At 72.9% G+C, this 17,526-nt stretch carries 13 protein-coding genes; all 13 read left to right on the top strand.

All coding sequences use genetic code 11. From position 1 onward, the window contains the following. Entirely contained in the window at positions 1-1,503 is a 1,503-nt protein-coding gene (locus BMX97_RS10855; protein WP_091749291.1) for a type II and III secretion system protein family protein, read from the top strand. 124 nt (positions 1,504-1,627) lie between these two features. Beyond that, positions 1,628-2,347: a CpaD family pilus assembly protein gene (locus BMX97_RS10850; RefSeq protein WP_060850168.1), complete on the top strand. Its 720-nt coding sequence runs from the start codon at positions 1,628-1,630 to the stop codon at positions 2,345-2,347. Between the two features lie 147 nt (positions 2,348-2,494). Further along, positions 2,495-3,739 carry a CpaE/TadZ family protein gene (locus tag BMX97_RS10845; RefSeq protein ID WP_091749288.1) on the top strand — a complete coding sequence of 415 codons (1,245 nt, stop codon included), beginning with the start codon at positions 2,495-2,497 and terminating at the stop codon, positions 3,737-3,739. Positions 3,740-3,888: 149 nt separating this feature from the next. Continuing rightward, positions 3,889-5,349, top strand: coding sequence for a TadA family conjugal transfer-associated ATPase (locus tag BMX97_RS10840; RefSeq protein WP_091749285.1), 1,461 nt, complete (start codon positions 3,889-3,891; stop codon positions 5,347-5,349). Between the two features lie 85 nt (positions 5,350-5,434). Further along, the gene (locus tag BMX97_RS10835; RefSeq protein WP_091749282.1) at positions 5,435-6,403 is read left to right on the top strand and encodes a type II secretion system F family protein; all 969 of its coding nucleotides are present in this window, start codon (positions 5,435-5,437) and stop codon (positions 6,401-6,403) included. An 85-nt stretch (positions 6,404-6,488) separates the two neighbouring features. Continuing rightward, positions 6,489-7,451: a type II secretion system F family protein gene (locus tag BMX97_RS10830; RefSeq protein WP_177202185.1), complete on the top strand. Its 963-nt coding sequence runs from the start codon at positions 6,489-6,491 to the stop codon at positions 7,449-7,451. 35 nt (positions 7,452-7,486) lie between these two features. Further along, on the top strand, positions 7,487-8,332 hold the full coding sequence (locus BMX97_RS10825) for an NADPH-dependent oxidoreductase (RefSeq protein WP_091749279.1): 846 nt from the start codon (positions 7,487-7,489) through the stop codon (positions 8,330-8,332). Positions 8,333-8,506: 174 nt separating this feature from the next. Then, positions 8,507-9,688 carry a cystathionine gamma-synthase gene (gene metB / locus BMX97_RS10820; protein WP_244538377.1) on the top strand — a complete coding sequence of 394 codons (1,182 nt, stop codon included), beginning with the start codon at positions 8,507-8,509 and terminating at the stop codon, positions 9,686-9,688. A gap of 80 nt (positions 9,689-9,768) precedes the next feature. Next, positions 9,769-11,097: an LLM class flavin-dependent oxidoreductase gene (locus BMX97_RS10815; protein WP_091749274.1), complete on the top strand. Its 1,329-nt coding sequence runs from the start codon at positions 9,769-9,771 to the stop codon at positions 11,095-11,097. Between the two features lie 79 nt (positions 11,098-11,176). Next, a complete protein-coding gene (locus tag BMX97_RS10810) occupies positions 11,177-12,352 on the top strand; it encodes an L-dopachrome tautomerase-related protein (protein ID WP_091749270.1) in 1,176 nt (391 codons plus the stop codon). Positions 12,353-12,492: 140 nt separating this feature from the next. After that, positions 12,493-13,479: an endonuclease domain-containing protein gene (locus BMX97_RS10805; protein ID WP_244538376.1), complete on the top strand. Its 987-nt coding sequence runs from the start codon at positions 12,493-12,495 to the stop codon at positions 13,477-13,479. Between the two features lie 16 nt (positions 13,480-13,495). After that, positions 13,496-14,188, top strand: a complete 693-nt coding sequence (locus tag BMX97_RS10800) for a hypothetical protein (RefSeq protein WP_091749264.1) — start codon at positions 13,496-13,498, stop codon at positions 14,186-14,188. After that, positions 14,185-17,445 (top strand): ATP-binding protein, encoded by a 3,261-nt coding sequence (locus tag BMX97_RS10795; RefSeq protein WP_091749261.1) that lies wholly within the window; start codon positions 14,185-14,187, stop codon positions 17,443-17,445. The genes BMX97_RS10800 and BMX97_RS10795 overlap by 4 nt, the downstream gene beginning before the upstream one ends. The last annotated feature ends 81 nt before the right edge of the window (positions 17,446-17,526 follow it).

The raw sequence follows: 17,526 nt of genomic DNA, 5'->3' as shown, positions 1-17,526 counted from the left end.
ATGAACCCGTCCCGGAACAGCCTGTCCCAGATCCTCCCGGCGGCCGCCACGCTGCGCGCCGTCCTCGTCGCCGGCGCCGTGGCGTCGCTCGCCGCCCCGGCCCTCGCCCAGGGCGGGATGCGCGGCGGCATCGCGCCGGCGCCGGTGGTGAATGTCGGCGCCAACGAGGCCGACGTCTCGCGTCGCCTCGACCTGACCATCGGCCGCTCGCTGGTGATCGACCTGCCGCGGGACGCCAAGGAGGTGTTCGTCGCCAACCCCAAGGTGGCGAACGCCGTCGTGCGCTCGACCCGCAAGGTGTTCGTGATCGGGATCGAGAACGGCGCCACCTCGATCTTCGTGATGGACGGCGAGGGCCGCCAGATCGCCGCCCTCGACGTCACGGTCGGGCGCGACCTCAACGTCCTGCGCCAGACGCTCGCCACGAGCCTCCCCGGCGCGCGGTTCGACGTGCGCCCTGCGGGCGATTCGGTGCTGCTCACCGGCACGGTCGCCTCGGCGGGCGAAGCCCAGCAGGCCATCGACATTGCCAACGCCTTCGTGGGCGTCGGCGGGGCGGCGGTCGGCGCCCGCGGCGCGGTGATCAACAACCTGACGATCCGCGGCAAGGACCAGGTGATGCTGCGCGTCACCGTGGTCGAGGTGTCGCGCCAGGTGCTCAAGCAGTTCGGCGTCAACCTGAACGCCAACTGGAGCGCGATGAACTTCGTGAACGGCGTGCCGTTCCCGCTGACCGGCGGCTCCTACCCGGCCGGCAACGACATCTCGGGCTCGATCAAGGCCGGCGGGTTCTCGCTGCAGGCCACCTTGCGGGCCTTCGAGCAGGCCGGCGTGTCGCGGGTGCTGGCCGAGCCGACCCTGACGGCGATCTCCGGCGAGGCGGCGAACTTCACCGCCGGCGGCGAGATCCCGGTGCCGACGAGCCAGAGCTGCTCGGCGGTGCTCGCCTCGAACTCGTCGAACTGCTCGGTCGGCATCGAGTACAAGCCCTACGGCGTCGCGCTCAACTTCACCCCGGTGGTGCAGTCGGAGAACCGGATCTCGATCCGGGTCGGCACCAACGTCACCGAGATCGACCCCCAGGCGGCGATCCCGGTCTCGAACGGCAACAACACCATCTCGGTGCCGGGCCTCACGGTGCGCAAGTCCGAGACGACGATCGAGCTGCCCTCGGGCGGCACGATGATGATCGCCGGCCTGATCCAGCAGCGCAACCGCCAGGCGATCAGCGGCCTGCCGGGCATGCTCAACCTGCCGGTCCTCGGCGCCCTGTTCCGCTCCCGCGACTACCAGCGCCAGGAGACGGAGCTGATGATCATGGTGACCCCGTTCATCGCCAAGCCGATGGATCCGGGCCAGGTCAAGAAGCCCGACGACGGCTTCACCGAGGTCAGCGACAGCCAGTCGGTCCTGCTCGGCCGCTTCAACCGCCTCTACGGCGTGGTCGGCGCCGCGCCGCTGGGCGCGCGCTACCGCGGCCGGGTCGGCTTCATCACGGACTGACCCGCTCCCCCGGAGTCTCCCCCGAGACTCCGCCGAGCCTTCCCAGGTCGGGACCTCCCCGATCGAGACCTCAGCCATCACGACCTCAGCCATCACGACTTGGCCCGTCGAGGCACACGCTCCCATGATCCGCATCGCTTTCCGCCTGACGCTCCTCGCCGCCACGGCCGGCCTCGCGGCGTGCACCAGCACCCGCCCGCCGCTGACCACCGGCTCGACCTACCCGATGACGGTCCCCGAGCGGCACCCGATCGTGCTGGCGGATTCGTCGCGCAACCTCGACGTGTTCGTGACCGGGACGGGCCATATCGACCCGCGCCAGGCCGACGACGTCGACGGCTTCCTCACCGAGTACCGCCGCTACGGGCGCGGGGTCCTGGTGTTCGAGGTGCCGCGCGGCTCGCAGGTCTCGGGCGTCGCGGTCGAGCGCACCCTGCAGCGGGTGCGCGCCCGGGCGCTGGAGCGCGGCGTCGCCGTGCGGGAGATCGTAGTCGCGCCCTACCCGGTCGCCAACGTCGCGGTGAGCGCCCCGGTGCGCCTCAGCTTCCAGCGCATGCAGGCCAAGGTCGCGGGCGCCTGCGGGCTGTGGCCGCAGGATCTCGGCTCGTCCAATGCCGGCTTCAACACCCGCAACGAGCCGTACTGGAACCTCGGCTGCGCCATGCAGTCGAACGTCGCGAGCCAGATCGCCGATCCGGTCGACCTTGTGCGCGGCCGCCAGGAGGGCCGGATCGACACGGCGATCCGGACCCAGAACCTCACCGACCTGCGCACCGGAAAGGATCCATCAACCAGTTGGAAGCAGGATGGCCGCGCGAGCGTGAAGAACCAGGTGAACCAGTGATGACGACGCGCCGGACGACAGACGCGGCCGCGCCCGCGGCGAGACGCGCCGGCGCCACCCGGATCCGCCCCCGACCCTCCTCCTCCCGGCCCCGGCCGGCTCCGATGCGGGCCCGGCGACCGGCCCCCGTCCCGCAGGCGCCCCGTCATGTCTGATGCGACCTCGCCGACCGACCGGGTCATCGCCCCGGTCCCCCGCATCACCGTCCAGGCCTTCTGCGAGAGCCCGGACGTCGCCGCGGTGATCGAGGCCGCTGCCGCCGACCGGCGGATGCAGAAGGCCCATGCCCGCGTCCAGATGGGCGGCGCGCCCGCCGCCGTCGAGGCCTTCCGCAACGCCCCGACCCCGAACGTCATCATCGTGGAGATCGGCGCCGCCAAGGGCAGCCCGCTCGCCGCCCTCGACGGCCTGGCCGAGGTCTGCGACGCCGGCACCAAGGTGGTGGTGGTCGGCCACGTCAACGACGTCGTGCTCTACCGCGAGTTCATCCGCCGGGGCGTGAGCGAGTACCTGATCGCGCCGATCGACCCGGTCGCGGTGATCGCGGCGATCTCGGACCTGTTCTGCAACCCCTCGGCCGAGCCCCTCGGCCGGACGATCGCGGTGGTCGGCGCCAAGGGCGGCGTCGGCGCCTCGACGCTCGCCCACAACATCGCCTGGTCGGTGGCCCGCGACTTCGGCACCGCCACCGTCATCGCCGACCTCGACGTGGCCTTCGGCACCGCCGGCCTCAACTTCAACCAGGATCCGCCGCAGGGCGTGGCCGAGGCGGTGTTCGCGCCCGAACGGGTGGATGCGAACTTCGTCGACCGGCTGCTGTCGAAGTGCACCGACAAGCTCAGCCTGCTCGCCGCCCCCGCGACCCTCGACCGTCCGACCGATTTCGCCGAGGGATCGTTCGACGGCGTCATCGACGTGCTGCGGGCGAGCGTGCCCTGCATCGTGCTCGACGTGCCTCACACCTGGTCGTCCTGGTGCCGCCGCATGCTGATCGGCGCCGACGAGATCGTGGTCGTGGCCGCCCCCGACCTCGCCTCCCTGCGCAATGCCCGCAACCTGTTCGAGGTCCTGAAGAGCGCCCGGCCGCACGACCGGATGCCCCGCCTCGTCCTCAACGGCGTCGGGATGCCCAAGCGTCCGGAGATCGCCACCACGGAATTCGCCAAGGCCCTCGACGCGCCGGTCGCCGCCGCGGTCCCGTTCGACCCCGCCCTGTTCGGCACCGCCGCCAACAACGGCCAGATGCTGGCCGAGGTGCAGGCCGGGTCCAAGGTCACCGAGATCCTGACCGAGCTCGCCGGCAGCCTGACCGGACGCGCCGAGGCGCGCCGCGGCCGGGCGAACCTCCTCGAGCCGCTGCTCGCCCGGCTCGCCCGCCGCAAGGCGTCGTGATCCGGCGGGCCGCGGCGTGAGGGCGCCGCGCCCGCGAAGCCGCGACGGGTCCGCCTCGTTCTGCCGCCCCGGGTCCCCTCGCCCCCGAATCCCCCTTCGGCGGAAAACCGCGCGACGGGGTCCGTTTTCTCGAGAAGGCCGCTGATCCCATGTTCGGCAGGAGACCCGGAGCGACGGCGCAGAAGAGTCCGGCCCCGCGCCCGGCCGGCCCCGCACCGGCGCCGGTCCCGGCGGAGCCGATCGCGCCGGTCTTCCAGGACGGCCGCCGGGCCGAGGCGCCGCCCCGCGAGATCGCGGTCCCGGTCGAGAACGTCCGCTCGGACGACTACTACCGCACGAAGAGCATGATCTTCGGCGCGCTGATCGAGGCGATCGACCTCACCCAGCTCGCCCGCCTCGAGCCGGACGCGGCGCGCGAGGAGATCCGCGACATCGTCATCGAGATCATCGGCCTCAAGAACGTCGTGATGTCGATCGCCGAGCAGGAGGAGCTGCTCGACGACATCTGCAACGACGTGCTCGGCTACGGCCCGCTCGAGCCGCTGCTGGCCCGCGACGACATCGCCGACGTGATGGTGAACGGCGCCAACCGGACCTACATCGAGGTCGGCGGCAAGATCCAGCTGACCGGGGTGCGCTTCCGCGACAACCAGCAGCTGATGAACATCTGCCAGCGGATCGTCAGCCAGGTCGGCCGCCGGGTCGACGAGGCCTCGCCGATCTGCGACGCGCGCCTGCCCGACGGCTCGCGCGTCAACGTGATCGCCCCGCCGCTCGCCATCGACGGCCCGGCGCTCACCATCCGCAAGTTCAAGAAGGACAAGCTCACCCTCGACCAGCTCACCCGCTTCGGCTCGATCTCGCCCGAGGGCGCCAAGATCCTGCAGATCATCGGGCGGGTGCGCTGCAACGTGGTGGTGTCGGGCGGTACCGGCTCGGGCAAGACCACCTTGCTCAACTGCCTCACCCGCTACATCGACGACGACGAGCGCATCATCACCTGCGAGGACGCGGCCGAGCTGCAGTTGCAGCAGCCGCACGTCGTGCGCCTCGAGACGCGGCCGCCCAACCTCGAGGGCCAGGGCCAGGTCACGATGCGCGACCTGATCAAGAACTGCCTGCGCATGAGGCCCGAGCGGATCATCGTCGGCGAGGTGCGCGGCCCGGAGGCCTTCGACCTCCTCCAGGCGATGAACACCGGCCACGACGGCTCGATGGGGACGCTGCACGCCAACTCGCCGCGCGAGTGCCTGGCGCGTATCGAATCGATGATCGCGATGGGCGGCTTCAGCCTGCCCTCCAAGACCCTGCGCGAGATGATCGCCGGCTCGATCGACGTCGTGGTCCAGGCCGCGCGCCTGCGCGACGGCTCGCGCCGCATCACCCACATCACCGAGGTGATGGGGATGGAGGGCGACGTCATCACCACCCAGGACCTGTTCGTCTACGACGTGGTCGGCGAGGACCCGAACGGCAAGCTCATCGGCCGCCACCGCTCGACCGGGGTCGGCCGGCCGCGGTTCTGGGAGCGGGCGCGCTACTACGGCGAGGACCGGGCGCTGGCCGCCGCCCTCGACGCCGCCGAGGTCCGGGTGGAGGAGACGGCATGACGACCGCCGCCGCGACCCCGGCCCGTTCCTCTCCGGCCCACTCTTACCGGGGCCACGTCCCGGACTGCCGCCCGGGTGCGCGCCGATGATCGAGATCGACGCCACCCTCGGGGCGGTCCTCGTCGTGGTCAGCGCGGTCTGCATCGCCTCCGCCGTGGTGGTGCCGCTGCTGCCGAGCGAGGCGCGGGCGAGCAAGCGCCAGCAGGCTCTGGTCGGTCAGCGCCGGGCCGTCGAGCGGGTGCAGGCGGTCAGCCGCCGCGACCAGGTTGCCAAGAGCCTCAAGGAGATCGAGGACAAGGAGAAGAAGTCCCGGGTCAGCCTCGAGATGCGGCTGACCCAGGCCGGCCTCACGATCGGCACGCGCCAGTTCTACGTCTTCAGCGCGATCGCCGGTGCCGTCGTCGGCGCGTTCGGCTTCCTGTTCGGCGGCGATCCGCTCATCGCCCTCGGGATGGCCTTCGCGGCGGGGTTCGGCCTGCCGCGCTGGGTCCTGAGCTACCTGCGCAAGCGCCGGATCGCCCGCTTCATCCTCGAACTGCCCAACGCCATGGACGTGATCGTGCGCGGCATCCGCTCGGGCCTGCCGGTCGGCGACTGCCTGCGCATCATCGCCCGGGAGGCGCAGGAGCCGGTCAAGAGCGAGTTCCGGGCGATGATCGAGGCCCAGGCCCTCGGCATATCGCTCACCGAGGCCGTCGCGCGGCTCTACGAGCGCATGCCGGTGTCGGAGGCGAACTTCTTCGCCATCGTGGTCGGCATCCAGCAGAAGTCGGGCGGCAACCTCTCGGAGGCGCTCGGGAACCTGTCGAAGGTGCTGCGCGACCGGCGCAAGATGGCCGAGAAGGTCAAGGCGATGAGCATGGAGGCCAAGGCCTCCGCGGCGATCATCGCCTCCCTGCCCTTCGTCGTCGCCTCGCTCGCCTACCTCACCAGCCCCGACTACATCTCGCTGCTCTGGACTACCTCGATCGGCCACGTCGCCCTGGTCGGCTCGGCCCTGTGGATGATCATCGGCGTGGTGGTCATGAGCCGGATGATCCGCTTCGACATCTGACGGCGCCGGGGTCCCCGCGGCCCCGCCGCCCCGTTCCTCGCCCGGCCCCCGCGCGGCCGGCGCCACCGCTCCCGGGAGACGGCGCGTGCAGTTCCTGTCCCAGCTGATCAACCCCCATTTCGCCGGTGCCCTCCTCGCCGCGGTGGCGGCGGCGGCCACGGTCTTCACCCTGGTCCAGCCGCTCATCGAGCCCGACCGGCTCGCCGGGCGCATGAAGAGCGTCGGCAAGGAGCGCGACCGCATCCGCCTGCGCGAGCGCGAGCGGCTGAACCAGAAGGCGTCCCTGCGCCAGGAGCCCAAGGCCTACATGAAGCGGGTCGTCGAGCGCCTGCACCTGGACGACTGGCTCGGCGCCGAGAACGCCAAGAACAGCCTGACCATGGCGGGCTATCGCGGCCCGCAGGCCGAGGTGGCGTTCCTGTTCTTCCGCCTGGTGACGCCGATCGCGTTCTTCTTCGTGTCGGTGTTCTACCTGTTCGTGCTCGAGGTGATCGACCAGCCGGTGCTGGTGCGCTTCGGCATCGTGGTCGTGGCGCTCTATCTCGGCATCAAGGCGCCGGAGCTGTTCCTGCGCAACAAGACCGCCAAGCGCCAGGCCGAGATCACCCGCAACTGGCCCGACGCCCTCGACCTGCTGCTGATCTGCGTCGAATCCGGCATGGCGATCGAGGGGGCGATCCGGCGCGTCGGCGTCGAGATCGCCAACCAGTCGATGACGCTCGCCGAGGAGATGGCGCTCACCACCGCCGAGCTGTCCTACCTCTCCGACCGGCGCATGGCCTACGAGAACCTCGCCCTGCGCACCGGCCTCGAATCGGTGAAGAACATCACCACAGCGCTGATCCAGGCCGAGCGCTACGGCACCCCGGTCGGCCAGGCGCTGCGGGTGCTGTCCCAGGAGAGCCGCGACCAGCGCATGAACGAGGCCGAGAAGAAGGCCGCCGCACTGCCGCCGAAGCTGACCGTGCCGATGATCCTGTTCTTCCTGCCGGTGCTGTTCGTGGTGATCCTCACCCCCGCCATGGTGCAGGTCTTCAGCATGAAGTAAGCCGCCGGCCTGGAGCGATGGGAGACGGGAACCGGATGAGCGACACCGACCACCACGCCGCGACGCCGCAGGCCCGGGCGGAGGCGCTGCGGGCGCGCTACGGCGCCGATCCGGCCCTCGACGTGGCCTGGAACGCCACGGTCGCGGAGCTCCTCGCCCACCGCACCGTGCGGGCGTTCCGGCCCGATCCCCTGCCGGCCGGCACCCTGGAGACGCTGGTCGCCGCCGCGCAATCGGCCGCCTCCTCCTCCAACCTCCAGACCTGGAGCGTCGTCGCGGTCGAGGACCCGGCCGTCAGGGCGCGCCTGTCCGAGGTGGCGCGCGGGCAGCGCCACGTCGCCGAGGCGCCCCTGGTGCTGGTCTGGCTCGCCGACCTCTCGCGCCTCGAGGCGCTCGGGCGCGACCGTGCCAAGGCGACCGACGGGCTCGACTACCTCGAGATGCTGATGGTCGGCGTGGTCGACGCCGCGCTCGCCGCCCAGAACGCGACGGTGGCGCTCGAATCCCTCGGCCTCGGCACGGTCTATATCGGGGCCCTGCGCAACGACCCCGAGGCGGTGGCCGAGCTTCTCGGCCTGCCGCCGAACGTGCTGGCGGTGTTCGGCCTGTGCGTCGGCCATCCCGACCCGGCCCGGCCGGCGGCGGTGAAGCCGCGCCTGCCGCAGGACGTGGTGCTGCATCGCGGCCGCTACGAGCCCGCGCGGGCCGGCGGGGCGGTGGCCGCCTACGACGCGGCGATGCGCGACTTCCAGGCCGGCCAGGGGATGCCGCAGGCCGGCTGGAGCGATGCCGCCCTCGACCGGGTGCGGGGGCCCGGCTCCCTGAGCGGCCGCGACCGGCTGCGGGAGATCCTGGAACGGCGGGGCTTCGGACTGAAATAAAGCCCGCGCCGTACGCCGCACAGAACGATATTCCGTTGATCGCCCGTTTCGTTCGTCATACAGAACGACGGGCGGAACCGGACGCCGCATCGGCCAAGAGGGAGCGGGACAAGGTCCCGCATCGGCCAAGGCGATGCGCGGGACCGGTCCCGCGGGCTGGAACGGGAGAGCGACGTGTCGGACGAGAGCGTGGTGCACGGGCAGCGGCGGGCGGAGACGATCGCAGCCGCGAACGGGATCGGCACGGACACCGCCTTCGGCGCGGTGACCCCGCCGCTCTACCTCTCGACGACCTACACCTTCGCCGAGTTCGAGCAGCCGCGGGCCTACGATTACGCCCGCCTCGGCAACCCGACCCGCGACCAGCTCGCCGACACCCTGGCGAAGCTCGAGGGCGGCGCCCGGGCCGTCGTGGTGTCGAGCGGCATGGCGGCCCTCGACCTCGCCCTGTCGCCGCTGCGCCCCGGCGACCTCCTGGTGGCACCGCACGATTGTTACGGCGGCACCCACCGGCTGCTGTCGATGCGCGCGGCCCGCGGCCATTACCGGGTAGCCTTCGTCGACCAGGGCGACGAGGCGGCGCTCGCGGCGGCCCTCGCCGAGGGCGCCCGGATCGTGCTCACCGAGACGCCGAGCAACCCCCTGATGCGGATCACCGACATCCGCCGGGTCGCGACACTCGCCAAGGCCGCCGGCGCCCTGTTCGTCGTCGACAACACCTTCCTGTCGCCGGCCCTGCAGCGGCCGCTCTCCCTCGGGGCCGACCTCGTCGTCCACTCGACCACCAAGTTCCTCAACGGCCATTCCGACGTGATCGGCGGCGCGGTGATCGCCGCGGACGCGGCGCTGGGCGACGAGCTCGCCGCCTGGGCCAACACCGTCGGGGTCACCGGCTCGCCCTTCGACGCCTACCTCACCCTGCGCGGCGTGCGCACGCTGTTTGCCCGCATCGAGCGCCAGGAGCGCAACGCCGCCGCGGTCGCGGCCTTCCTCGACCGTCATCCGGCGGTGGCCCGCGTCCACTATCCGGGCCTGCCCGCCCATCCGGGCCACGCTCTCGCCCGTGCGCAGCAGGCGGGGTTCGGGGCGATGCTGAGCGCCGAACTCGCGGGCGGGCGCGAGGCGGTGCGCCGGCTCGTCGGGGCGCTGCAGGTCTTCAGTCTGGCCGAGTCACTCGGCGGGGTCGAGAGCCTGATCGCCCACCCGGTGACCATGACCCACGCCGCCATGGACCCGCAGGCGCGGGAGCGGGCGGGCGTCGGCGACGGGCTGGTGCGGCTCTCGGTCGGGCTGGAGGCGGAGGCCGACCTGCTGGCCGACCTGGCCCACGCCCTCGACATCGTCGCGAAGGGCTGACAGCCGCGCGGCCTTCGTGCCCTAGATCCGATCGCAGACGCCCCCGCGAGGGGCGCGATGACCGGCCGAGCGAGGACGCGATGACGACAGCCACGATGCGCCTCGGCGCCTTCTTCTACGCCACCGGCCACCACGTCGCCGGCTGGCGCCACCCGTCGAGCGAGGCCGATGGCGGGATCACCCTCGAGCGCTACGTCGGCTGGGCGAAGCGCGCCGAGGCCGCCAAGTTCGACCTGATCTTCCTCGAGGACGGCACCGGCATCCGCGACGCCGACCTGCGCTCCAGCGAGCGCACCGCACGCTCGACGCATTTCGAGCCCGTCACCCTGCTGTCGGCGCTCGCCGCCGTCACCAGGCGGATCGGCCTCGTCGCCACCACCTCGACGAGCTTCAACGAGCCCTTCAACGTCGCCCGCCGCTTCGCCTCCCTCGACCACCTCAGCGGCGGCCGGGCCGGCTGGAACCTCGTGACCTCCGCCACCGACCTGGAGGCCGCGAATTTCGGCAACGACAGGATTTCCCGCCACGCCGACCGCTACGAGCGGGCGGAGGAGTTCGTCGACGTCGTGCTGGGCCTGTGGAACACCTGGGACGACGATGCGGTCGTGATCGACAAGGCGTCGGGCCAGTTCTCGAAGCCAGACGGCTTCCGGCCCCTCGACCACAAGGGCAAGCATTTCGAGGTCCGCGGCCCCCTCAACCTGTCGCGCACGCCGCAAGGCCAGCCGGTGCTGGTCCAGGCCGGATCTTCGGGTCCCGGCAAGGACCTCGCGGCGCGCACCGCCGAGATCGTGTTCACCGCCAACCAGACCCTCGAGGAGGCGGTCGAGTTCGCCCGCGACCTCAAGGGCCGCATGGCCCGGTTCGGCCGCCAGCACGACGACCTCAAGGTGATGCCCGGACTGTTTCCCGTCGTCGGCCGCTCCGAGGCGGAGGCGCGAGAGAAGTTCGAGGAATTGCAGGCTCTGATCGACCCGGTGGTCGGGCTGGCGCTCCTGAGCCGGATGGTCGGCCACGACCTCTCGGGGCACGATCCCGACGGGCCTGTGCCGGAACTGCCGGAGAGCGAAGGGCTCAAGTCGCGCCAGCAGCTGATGCTCGATCTCGCCCGGCGCGAGGGCCTGAGCCTGCGCCGGCTCTACCTGCGCATCGCCGGGGCGCGCGGCCATTCGCAGATCGTCGGCACGCCGGTCCAGATCGTCGACGAGATGGAGGCGCGGTTCCGGGCCGGGGGCGCGGACGGCTTCAACATCATGCCGCCGACCCTGCCGGGCGGTCTCGACGACTTCATCGAACTCGTCCTGCCCGAGCTGCGCCGCCGCGGCCTCTTTCGCACCGAGTACGAGGGCACGACCCTGCGCTCCCATCTCGGCTCGCGCCCGCCCGCCGGCCACGGGCCGGCCCGCTGACGATACACCCAGGGACCTCGACCGGGTGCCGTTGCGTTCTCCGTCCGGGCGCGTGCCCGGACCGAGAGTTTCCATTCCCATGACGCATCACCACGGCGCCCGCCTCGCGCTCGCCTGCCTCCTCCTCGCCGGCGCCGCGCCTGCGCTGGCGCAGGGCGCCTCCCCCCGCCTCGACAAGGTCGCGAGCTTCGACCACCAGGTCACCGGCGTCACGGTCGCCCGCGACGGGCGGATCTTCGTCAACTTCCCGCGCTGGAGCGAGGACGCCCCGGTCTCGGTGGCGGAGCTCAAGGACGGCAAGTCGGTGCCCTACCCGGATGCCGGCTGGAACTCCTGGCGCAACGCCAAGAAGGACGAGATCGACCCCAAGACCCACTTCGTCTGCGTGCAGAGCGTGGTGGCGGATGCCCAGGACCGGCTCTGGGTGGTGGATGCCGGCGCCCCGGCGATGGGCGCGGTGGTCAAGGACGGACCGAAGCTCGTCGGTATCGACCTCAAGACCAACCAAGTGATCAAGACGATCCCGTTCGATGCGCCCACCATCCTGCAGGCCTCCTACCTCAACGACGTCCGGATCTCGCCCGATGGCAAGACCGCCTACCTCACCGACTCCGGCGCCGAGGGCGCCCTGGTCGTCGTCGACCTCGACAGCGGCTCGGCCCGGCGGGTGCTGTCGGGTCACCCCTCGACCATGCCGGACAAGGGCGTGACCGTGACCGCCGACGGCCAGCCCCTGCGCCGCCCGGACGGCCGCGGCGTCGACTTCTCCGCCGACGGCATCGCGCTCTCGCCCGACGGCAAGACGCTCTACTGGCAGGCGATCAAGGGCAAGACGCTCTACAGCCTGCCGACCGACGCCCTGACCGGCTGGGCGACGGCCACGGTGGTCCCCGAGATGCTCACCGACCGGACGCTGGGGGCCAAGATCGTCACGGTCGGCGAGAACGGGCCGGCGGACGGCCTGCTGATCGGCCGCAAGGACGGGCGGATGTACGTCACCTCGCCCCAGGACAACGCCGTGAAGGTCCGCGACCTCGCCAATAACGGCGCCGGTCTGACCACCCTGGTCCAGGACCCGCAGCTGCGCTGGCCCGACACCTTCGGCGAGGGACCGGACGGCACGATCTACGTCACCACCTCGCACATCCAGGATTCGGCCGACTACAAGCCCGGCGCGCCGATCAGCCTGCCGACCGAATTGTGGGCGATCCGCACCGGCGCGGCGGCACCGGCGGGAGCCGCGCCGGCGCGGTGACGGGAGCGGGGGGCTCCGGCACCCCGCGCGCCTCGCCACAACCCCTTGGCAAGGCACGGCAACCTGTGCTGGATATCGCCCCGGGACAGCCGGACGACGCGAGGGGCGTCGTCGGCCGGTCCGGGGGTGCCGGTTTGGCCTTGCACAGCTCCCGAGAGACGACCGGTTCGCCGCTCCTGACGCCGGTCGAACTCGCCGGGCGCGTGGCGGGGCTCGCGGACGGTGCGCGGCTCGCCGTCCTCGGCCTCACCCGCGACGGCGTCGGGCAGATCCTGGCGGGGGCCGGAATCGGCCGTGGGGCGCTGCTCGTCGCCGCCGGGGAGCCCCGGAGCGCGACGGCCGTGGTCGACGGCGTGCTCGACGACCTCGCGGAGCTCGCCCTCGCCCGCTGGCCGGACTGGCCGGACGGCTCGGCGCCGGAGGTCTCGGGCCCGTGGCTCAAGGCGGCCGCGACGCTCGCGGCCTCGGGGCGCCCGCCCCGGTTCCGGCGGGCGGCGCGGGCGCTCGAATTCGCCCAGCTCCTGCGGGCAGTCGATCCCGGCAGCATGATTCTGGTGGCGGAGGTCGATCCGGCCTCGGCCGCGCGGGCGGCGCCGGTGATCGAGGCGCTGGAATGGTGCGCCGGGCACGGCGCGGCCTGCATCGCCGCCCTGCCGGCCGTGCCGCCCGACACCCCGCCCTACGACCGCATCCTCTACGGCGCCTGCACGGTCGGCCATCCGGCCACCCCGGCCGCCTCCCGCTTCATTCCCGCGCGCTCGCGCGCCCATCCGGCGAGCGCGGTCGAGCGGCGGGTCGAGGCCGCGCTCGCGGCCGATCCGCAGCTGGCCGGCCTCTTCTCCGGCAACGAGACCGTCCGGGTGGCGGGAGACGGCCGCCAGCCCCGGGTCGATTTCCTGTGCCGGGCGCACCGGATCGTCGTCGAGCTCGACGGGCCCGAGCACCAGGCCGAGCCTAAGTTCGGCGAGGACCGCCACCGCGACTACGAGCTGACGGTCGCCGGCTACCTCGTGCTGCGCCTCACCAACGCGCAGGTGACCGATGACCTTCAGCGGGCGATCGAGAAGATCCGCGCCGTCGTGCGGCTGCGGCGCACCGGCCCCGGACCAGGAGAGGCCCCCCGATGAGCGGGACACCGACACGATGAGCGAGACGCCGAACCCCGCCCAGGCGATGATCCTCTGGCGCCTGCTCGGCCGGCAGGGCACCGCGCTCAACAACGAGATCGCCCCGAGGAAGGCCGAGCGCGAGGCGCTGCAACGAGCCGGCTTCCTGGCGGTCGAGAGGGAGGGCCGCTCCTCGCGCCTGACCGTGACCGACAAGGGCTGGAACTGGGCCGGCGCGCACCTGCGCGAGCCGCTGCCGCCGCCCATGCGGGTGCTGCAGGACTGGCTGACGCGGCTGCACCACCACCTCGCGGCGACGGGGGCGACGCTGGCCGAGTTCGTCGGCCCGGCCCCCGAGCGGACGCCGCCGGCGCCGAAAGCCCGCACGGCGCGGCCCAAGTCGCGGCACAGGGCGCGCGCGAAGGCGCGGCCGGCATCCGATGTGGCAGGCAAGCCCGACCCGGGCGAGGTCCGCACCCGGATCGAACGGGCCTACCTCGCCTGCACCGGGGGCCGGAAGGCCACCGCCGTCCGCCTCAGCGCGCTGCGGGCGGCGCTCGCCGATCTCGACCGCGCGACCCTCGATGCCGGGCTGGCGGCGATCCTGTCGGGCGATCCGGCGATCCGGCTCACCCGGATCGGCGATCCGAAGGCCCTCGACGCCGCCGAGCGCGCGGCGGCCTTCGCGCCGGCCGGCGAGCCCTTCCACGAGATCTGGATCCAGGCATGAGCGACGCCCTCGACGCCCTGCGCCGCGTCAACTTCGACTGGGTCCGCACCCTCGACAGCGTCTGGCTCGACGCCGAGCCAACGGGGGCGCCCAACGAGGCCCTGGTGCCGGGCCTCGTCACCGCCCTGCACGCGCAAGGGGCGGGGCCGCGCCCGCGCGGCCGGGTGCTCGTCGGCGAGGCCGGCATCGGCAAGACCCACCTCGTCGGGCAGATCCGCCGCGCGGTCTGGGCCTCGGGCGGCTGGTTCGTGCTCCTCGACGTGCTTGGCCTGACCGATTTCTGGCGCAGCGCGGCGCTGAGCTACCTCACTGCCCTGATGCAGCCGATGCCCGACGGGCGGCGCCAGTCCGACGCGGTGCTGGCCGGCATCGCCCGCCGGTTCCGGGTCGAGGCGCAGGTCGAGCAGGCGTTCAACACCCCCAACATCGATGCCCGCCGGATCGTCGACCTCCTGGTGCGGGCCCTGATGCACGTCGATACCGGGCGGGCGCTCAAGCACCAGGACGTGTTTCGGGCGCTTTGCCTGCTGCGGGCCCAGGACCTCGCGGCGGTCGGCCTCGCCCATGCCTGGCTGCAGGGCTACGAGGCCGACCCTGCCGCCCGCACCGCCCTGGGCTTCACCACGCCGCCGCCCTCGCCGATCGAGCTCGTGCGCGGGATGGCCTGGATCATGGGTCTGAGCGGACCGACCCTCGTCGCCGTCGACCAGATCGACGGCGTGGTCGACGCGAGCCGGCTCGCCGCGCAGGACGATTTCGAGCCCGGTCCGGGCCTCGCTGAGATGCTGGCCGCCGGCCTGATGGAGCTGCACGAGGGCGGCGGGCACGGCATGACGCTGGTCGCCTGCCTTCCCGAATCCTGGCAGCGGCTCGAGGCGCGGGGGCTCAAATCCGCCTTCGACCGGTTCGATCCGCCGGTGCTGCTCGAGGGCCTGAACCGGCCGGACGCCGCCGCGGCGCTAATCCGCGGCCGCCTCGCCCCGGCCTATGCCGAGGCCGGCTTCGTCCCGCCCGCCCCGACCTGGCCGTTCGAGCAGGCGGCGATCGCGCGGGCCGCCGCGAGCGCGATGCGGCCCCGGACCCTGCTGATGCGCTGCGACGCCTTCCGGCGCGCCTGCCTGGCGGAGGGGGCGGTGGTCCCCTGCCGCGACCTCACGGGCCAGGCGCCCGACCGGACCGCGCCCGCCCCGGCGCCGGCCTTCGACCTCGACGCGGCCCGCTGCGCGGCCGACCTCTCGGGCATCCTCGACGACGAGGAGGCCGGGCTCGGCGAGCTGCTGCGCGCCGCCTTCGACCTCTACGCCCTGGAGGACGATCCCCACGACGCGATCGACGTGGTCAGCAAGGGCGAGCCCGAGCAGAGGCTGCCGCCGTTGCACGGCCGGCTGACCTTCCTGCACCGCGACGAGAACGACCGCGAGCGCCACGTCTGCTACCGCGCCCTGCTGCAGACCCACCCGATCGCCTTCCAGGCCCGGCTGCGGGCGGCGCTGACCGCCTCGGGCATCTCGACCAGGATCCCGGGCCGGGACCTGGTGCTGGTGCGCCGCGGCCCGGTGCCGCCCGGCGCCAAGACCGACGCCCTGGTCGACCGGTTCCTCGCGGCCGGCGGCCGGCTGATCGACCCGACCGACGACGACCTGCGCACCTTCGTCGCCCTGCGCACCCTGCGCGACCGGGCGGTGCGCGACGGCGAGATCGACCGCTTCGCCGGCTGGATGCGCGAGACCCTGCCGGTGCGCGCCACCGGGTTCTTCCGGGCGATCGGCCTGGCGGGCAACGCCGGCGTTCCCCGGGAGCCCGCCCCGGCGCCCCGCACCGGCCGCGTACCGCCGCCCCCGCTGCCGCCCCGGCGGCCGCGGCGCGACCCCGACCCCGCGGAAGAGGCCGCCGCCGTCGCGCCTCCGGCGGCGGATCCCGTCCGGTTACCGGAGCCGGTCGCGTCGACGCACCGGGCGCCCGATCCCGCGCCGGCCGTGCCCCCGGTGCGCGATGGTGCCCCGCGCGATGTCGCCCCGACCGATGCCATCCCGGTCGGCCGCCGCCTCACCCCCGACGCGCCGCCGGTCGCCCTGCCGCTGCGGCTCCTGCCGCGCCACACCGCGATCATCGCCGGTTCCGGCTCGGGCAAGACCGTGCTGCTGCGCCGCCTCGTCGAGGAGGCGGCGCTCGCCGGCATCCCGGCGATCGTCGTCGATCCCAACAACGACTTGTCGCGCCTCGGCGATTCCTGGCCGGAGCGGCCCGACCGGTTCGACCCCGAGGACGACGCCAAGGCCGCGCTCTACGCCGCGCGGGCCGAGGTCGTGGTGTGGACGCCGGGCGTGCATGCCGGCAACCCGCTCTTCCTGTCCGTCATGCCCGACCTCGCCGCGAGCGAGGACCGCGACGAGCGCGCCCAGGCGATCGAGATGGCGGCCGAGACCCTCGGACCGCTCGCGGGCGCGGGAAAGACCCTCCAGCGCGGAGTGCTGGCCGACGCGCTCCGGGGCTTCGCGGCCCGGGGCGGCGGCACGCTCGCGGCCTTCACCGACCTGCTGGCCGACCTGCCCGACGGCACCAGCCAGATCGGCAACGCCCCAAGGCTCGCCGCCGACATGGCGAACCAGCTGCTGGCGGCGGTGGCCACCAACCCGCTGCTGCGGGTCGAGGGCGCGGTGCTCGATCCCGCGCGCCTGTTCCACGGTCCCGATCCGGCCCGGACCCGGATCTCGGTCGTCAACCTGTCGGGCCTCGCCTCGGAGGCCGCCCGGGAGGATTTCGTCAACCGGCTGCAGATGGCGCTGTTCGGCTGGATCAAGGCCAACCCCTCGCCCCGGGGCCGGCTCTACGTGCTGGACGAGGCGCAGACCTTCCTGCCCTCGGGCCGGACGCCGCCGAGCCTCGGCAGCGGCATCAAGCTCGTGGCGCAGGGCCGCAAATACGGGCTCGGGATGATCGTGGCGACGCAGGTGCCCAAGGGCATCCACAACCAGGTCGTGTCGAACTGCACCACCCAGTTCTTCGGCCGCCAGAGCGCGCCGGCCACCATCGCGGCGGCCCAGGAGATCATGGCGGCGAGCGGCGGGGCGGCGCCCGATATCGGCCGGCTCGGGGCGGGCGAGTTCTACTTCGCCACCGAGGGCTCGGGGAAGCCGGCGAAGCTGCGCACGCCGCTCTGCCTCAGCCACCACCCCGCCAACCCGCCGACGCCCGAGCAGGTGATCGACCGCGCCCGCCGGTCGGCCGTGTCGGCGTCGCGCGCATCCGTGGCCTGATGGCAGCATGCCGGCCGGGCGCGGCCGCCCTTGACACGAACCGGCGGCCTCGACCCTATGTCGTGGGGTTTTCGCATCCCG

Origin of the sequence: Methylobacterium sp. ap11 (genome assembly GCF_900110515.1) — a bacterium.
Taxonomy (GTDB): Bacteria; Pseudomonadota; Alphaproteobacteria; order Rhizobiales; family Beijerinckiaceae; genus Methylobacterium; species Methylobacterium ajmalii.
Note: the sequence above shows the minus strand (reverse complement) of the source record. Positions and strands in the feature narration are given on the sequence as shown.

What these genes read in the sequence shown, in the direction of transcription:
- BMX97_RS10855 (WP_091749291.1), top strand. Translation starts at nt 1, where the DNA reads ATGAACCCGTCCCGGAACAGCCTGTCCCAGATCCTCCCGGCGGCCGCC.
- BMX97_RS10850 (WP_060850168.1), top strand. Translation starts at nt 1,628, where the DNA reads ATGATCCGCATCGCTTTCCGCCTGACGCTCCTCGCCGCCACGGCCGGC.
- BMX97_RS10845 (WP_091749288.1), top strand. Translation starts at nt 2,495, where the DNA reads ATGTCTGATGCGACCTCGCCGACCGACCGGGTCATCGCCCCGGTCCCC.
- BMX97_RS10840 (WP_091749285.1), top strand. Translation starts at nt 3,889, where the DNA reads ATGTTCGGCAGGAGACCCGGAGCGACGGCGCAGAAGAGTCCGGCCCCG.
- BMX97_RS10835 (WP_091749282.1), top strand. Translation starts at nt 5,435, where the DNA reads ATGATCGAGATCGACGCCACCCTCGGGGCGGTCCTCGTCGTGGTCAGC.
- BMX97_RS10825 (WP_091749279.1), top strand. Translation starts at nt 7,487, where the DNA reads ATGAGCGACACCGACCACCACGCCGCGACGCCGCAGGCCCGGGCGGAG.
- BMX97_RS10815 (WP_091749274.1), top strand. Translation starts at nt 9,769, where the DNA reads ATGACGACAGCCACGATGCGCCTCGGCGCCTTCTTCTACGCCACCGGC.
- BMX97_RS10810 (WP_091749270.1), top strand. Translation starts at nt 11,177, where the DNA reads ATGACGCATCACCACGGCGCCCGCCTCGCGCTCGCCTGCCTCCTCCTC.
- BMX97_RS10800 (WP_091749264.1), top strand. Translation starts at nt 13,496, where the DNA reads ATGAGCGAGACGCCGAACCCCGCCCAGGCGATGATCCTCTGGCGCCTG.
- BMX97_RS10795 (WP_091749261.1), top strand. Translation starts at nt 14,185, where the DNA reads ATGAGCGACGCCCTCGACGCCCTGCGCCGCGTCAACTTCGACTGGGTC.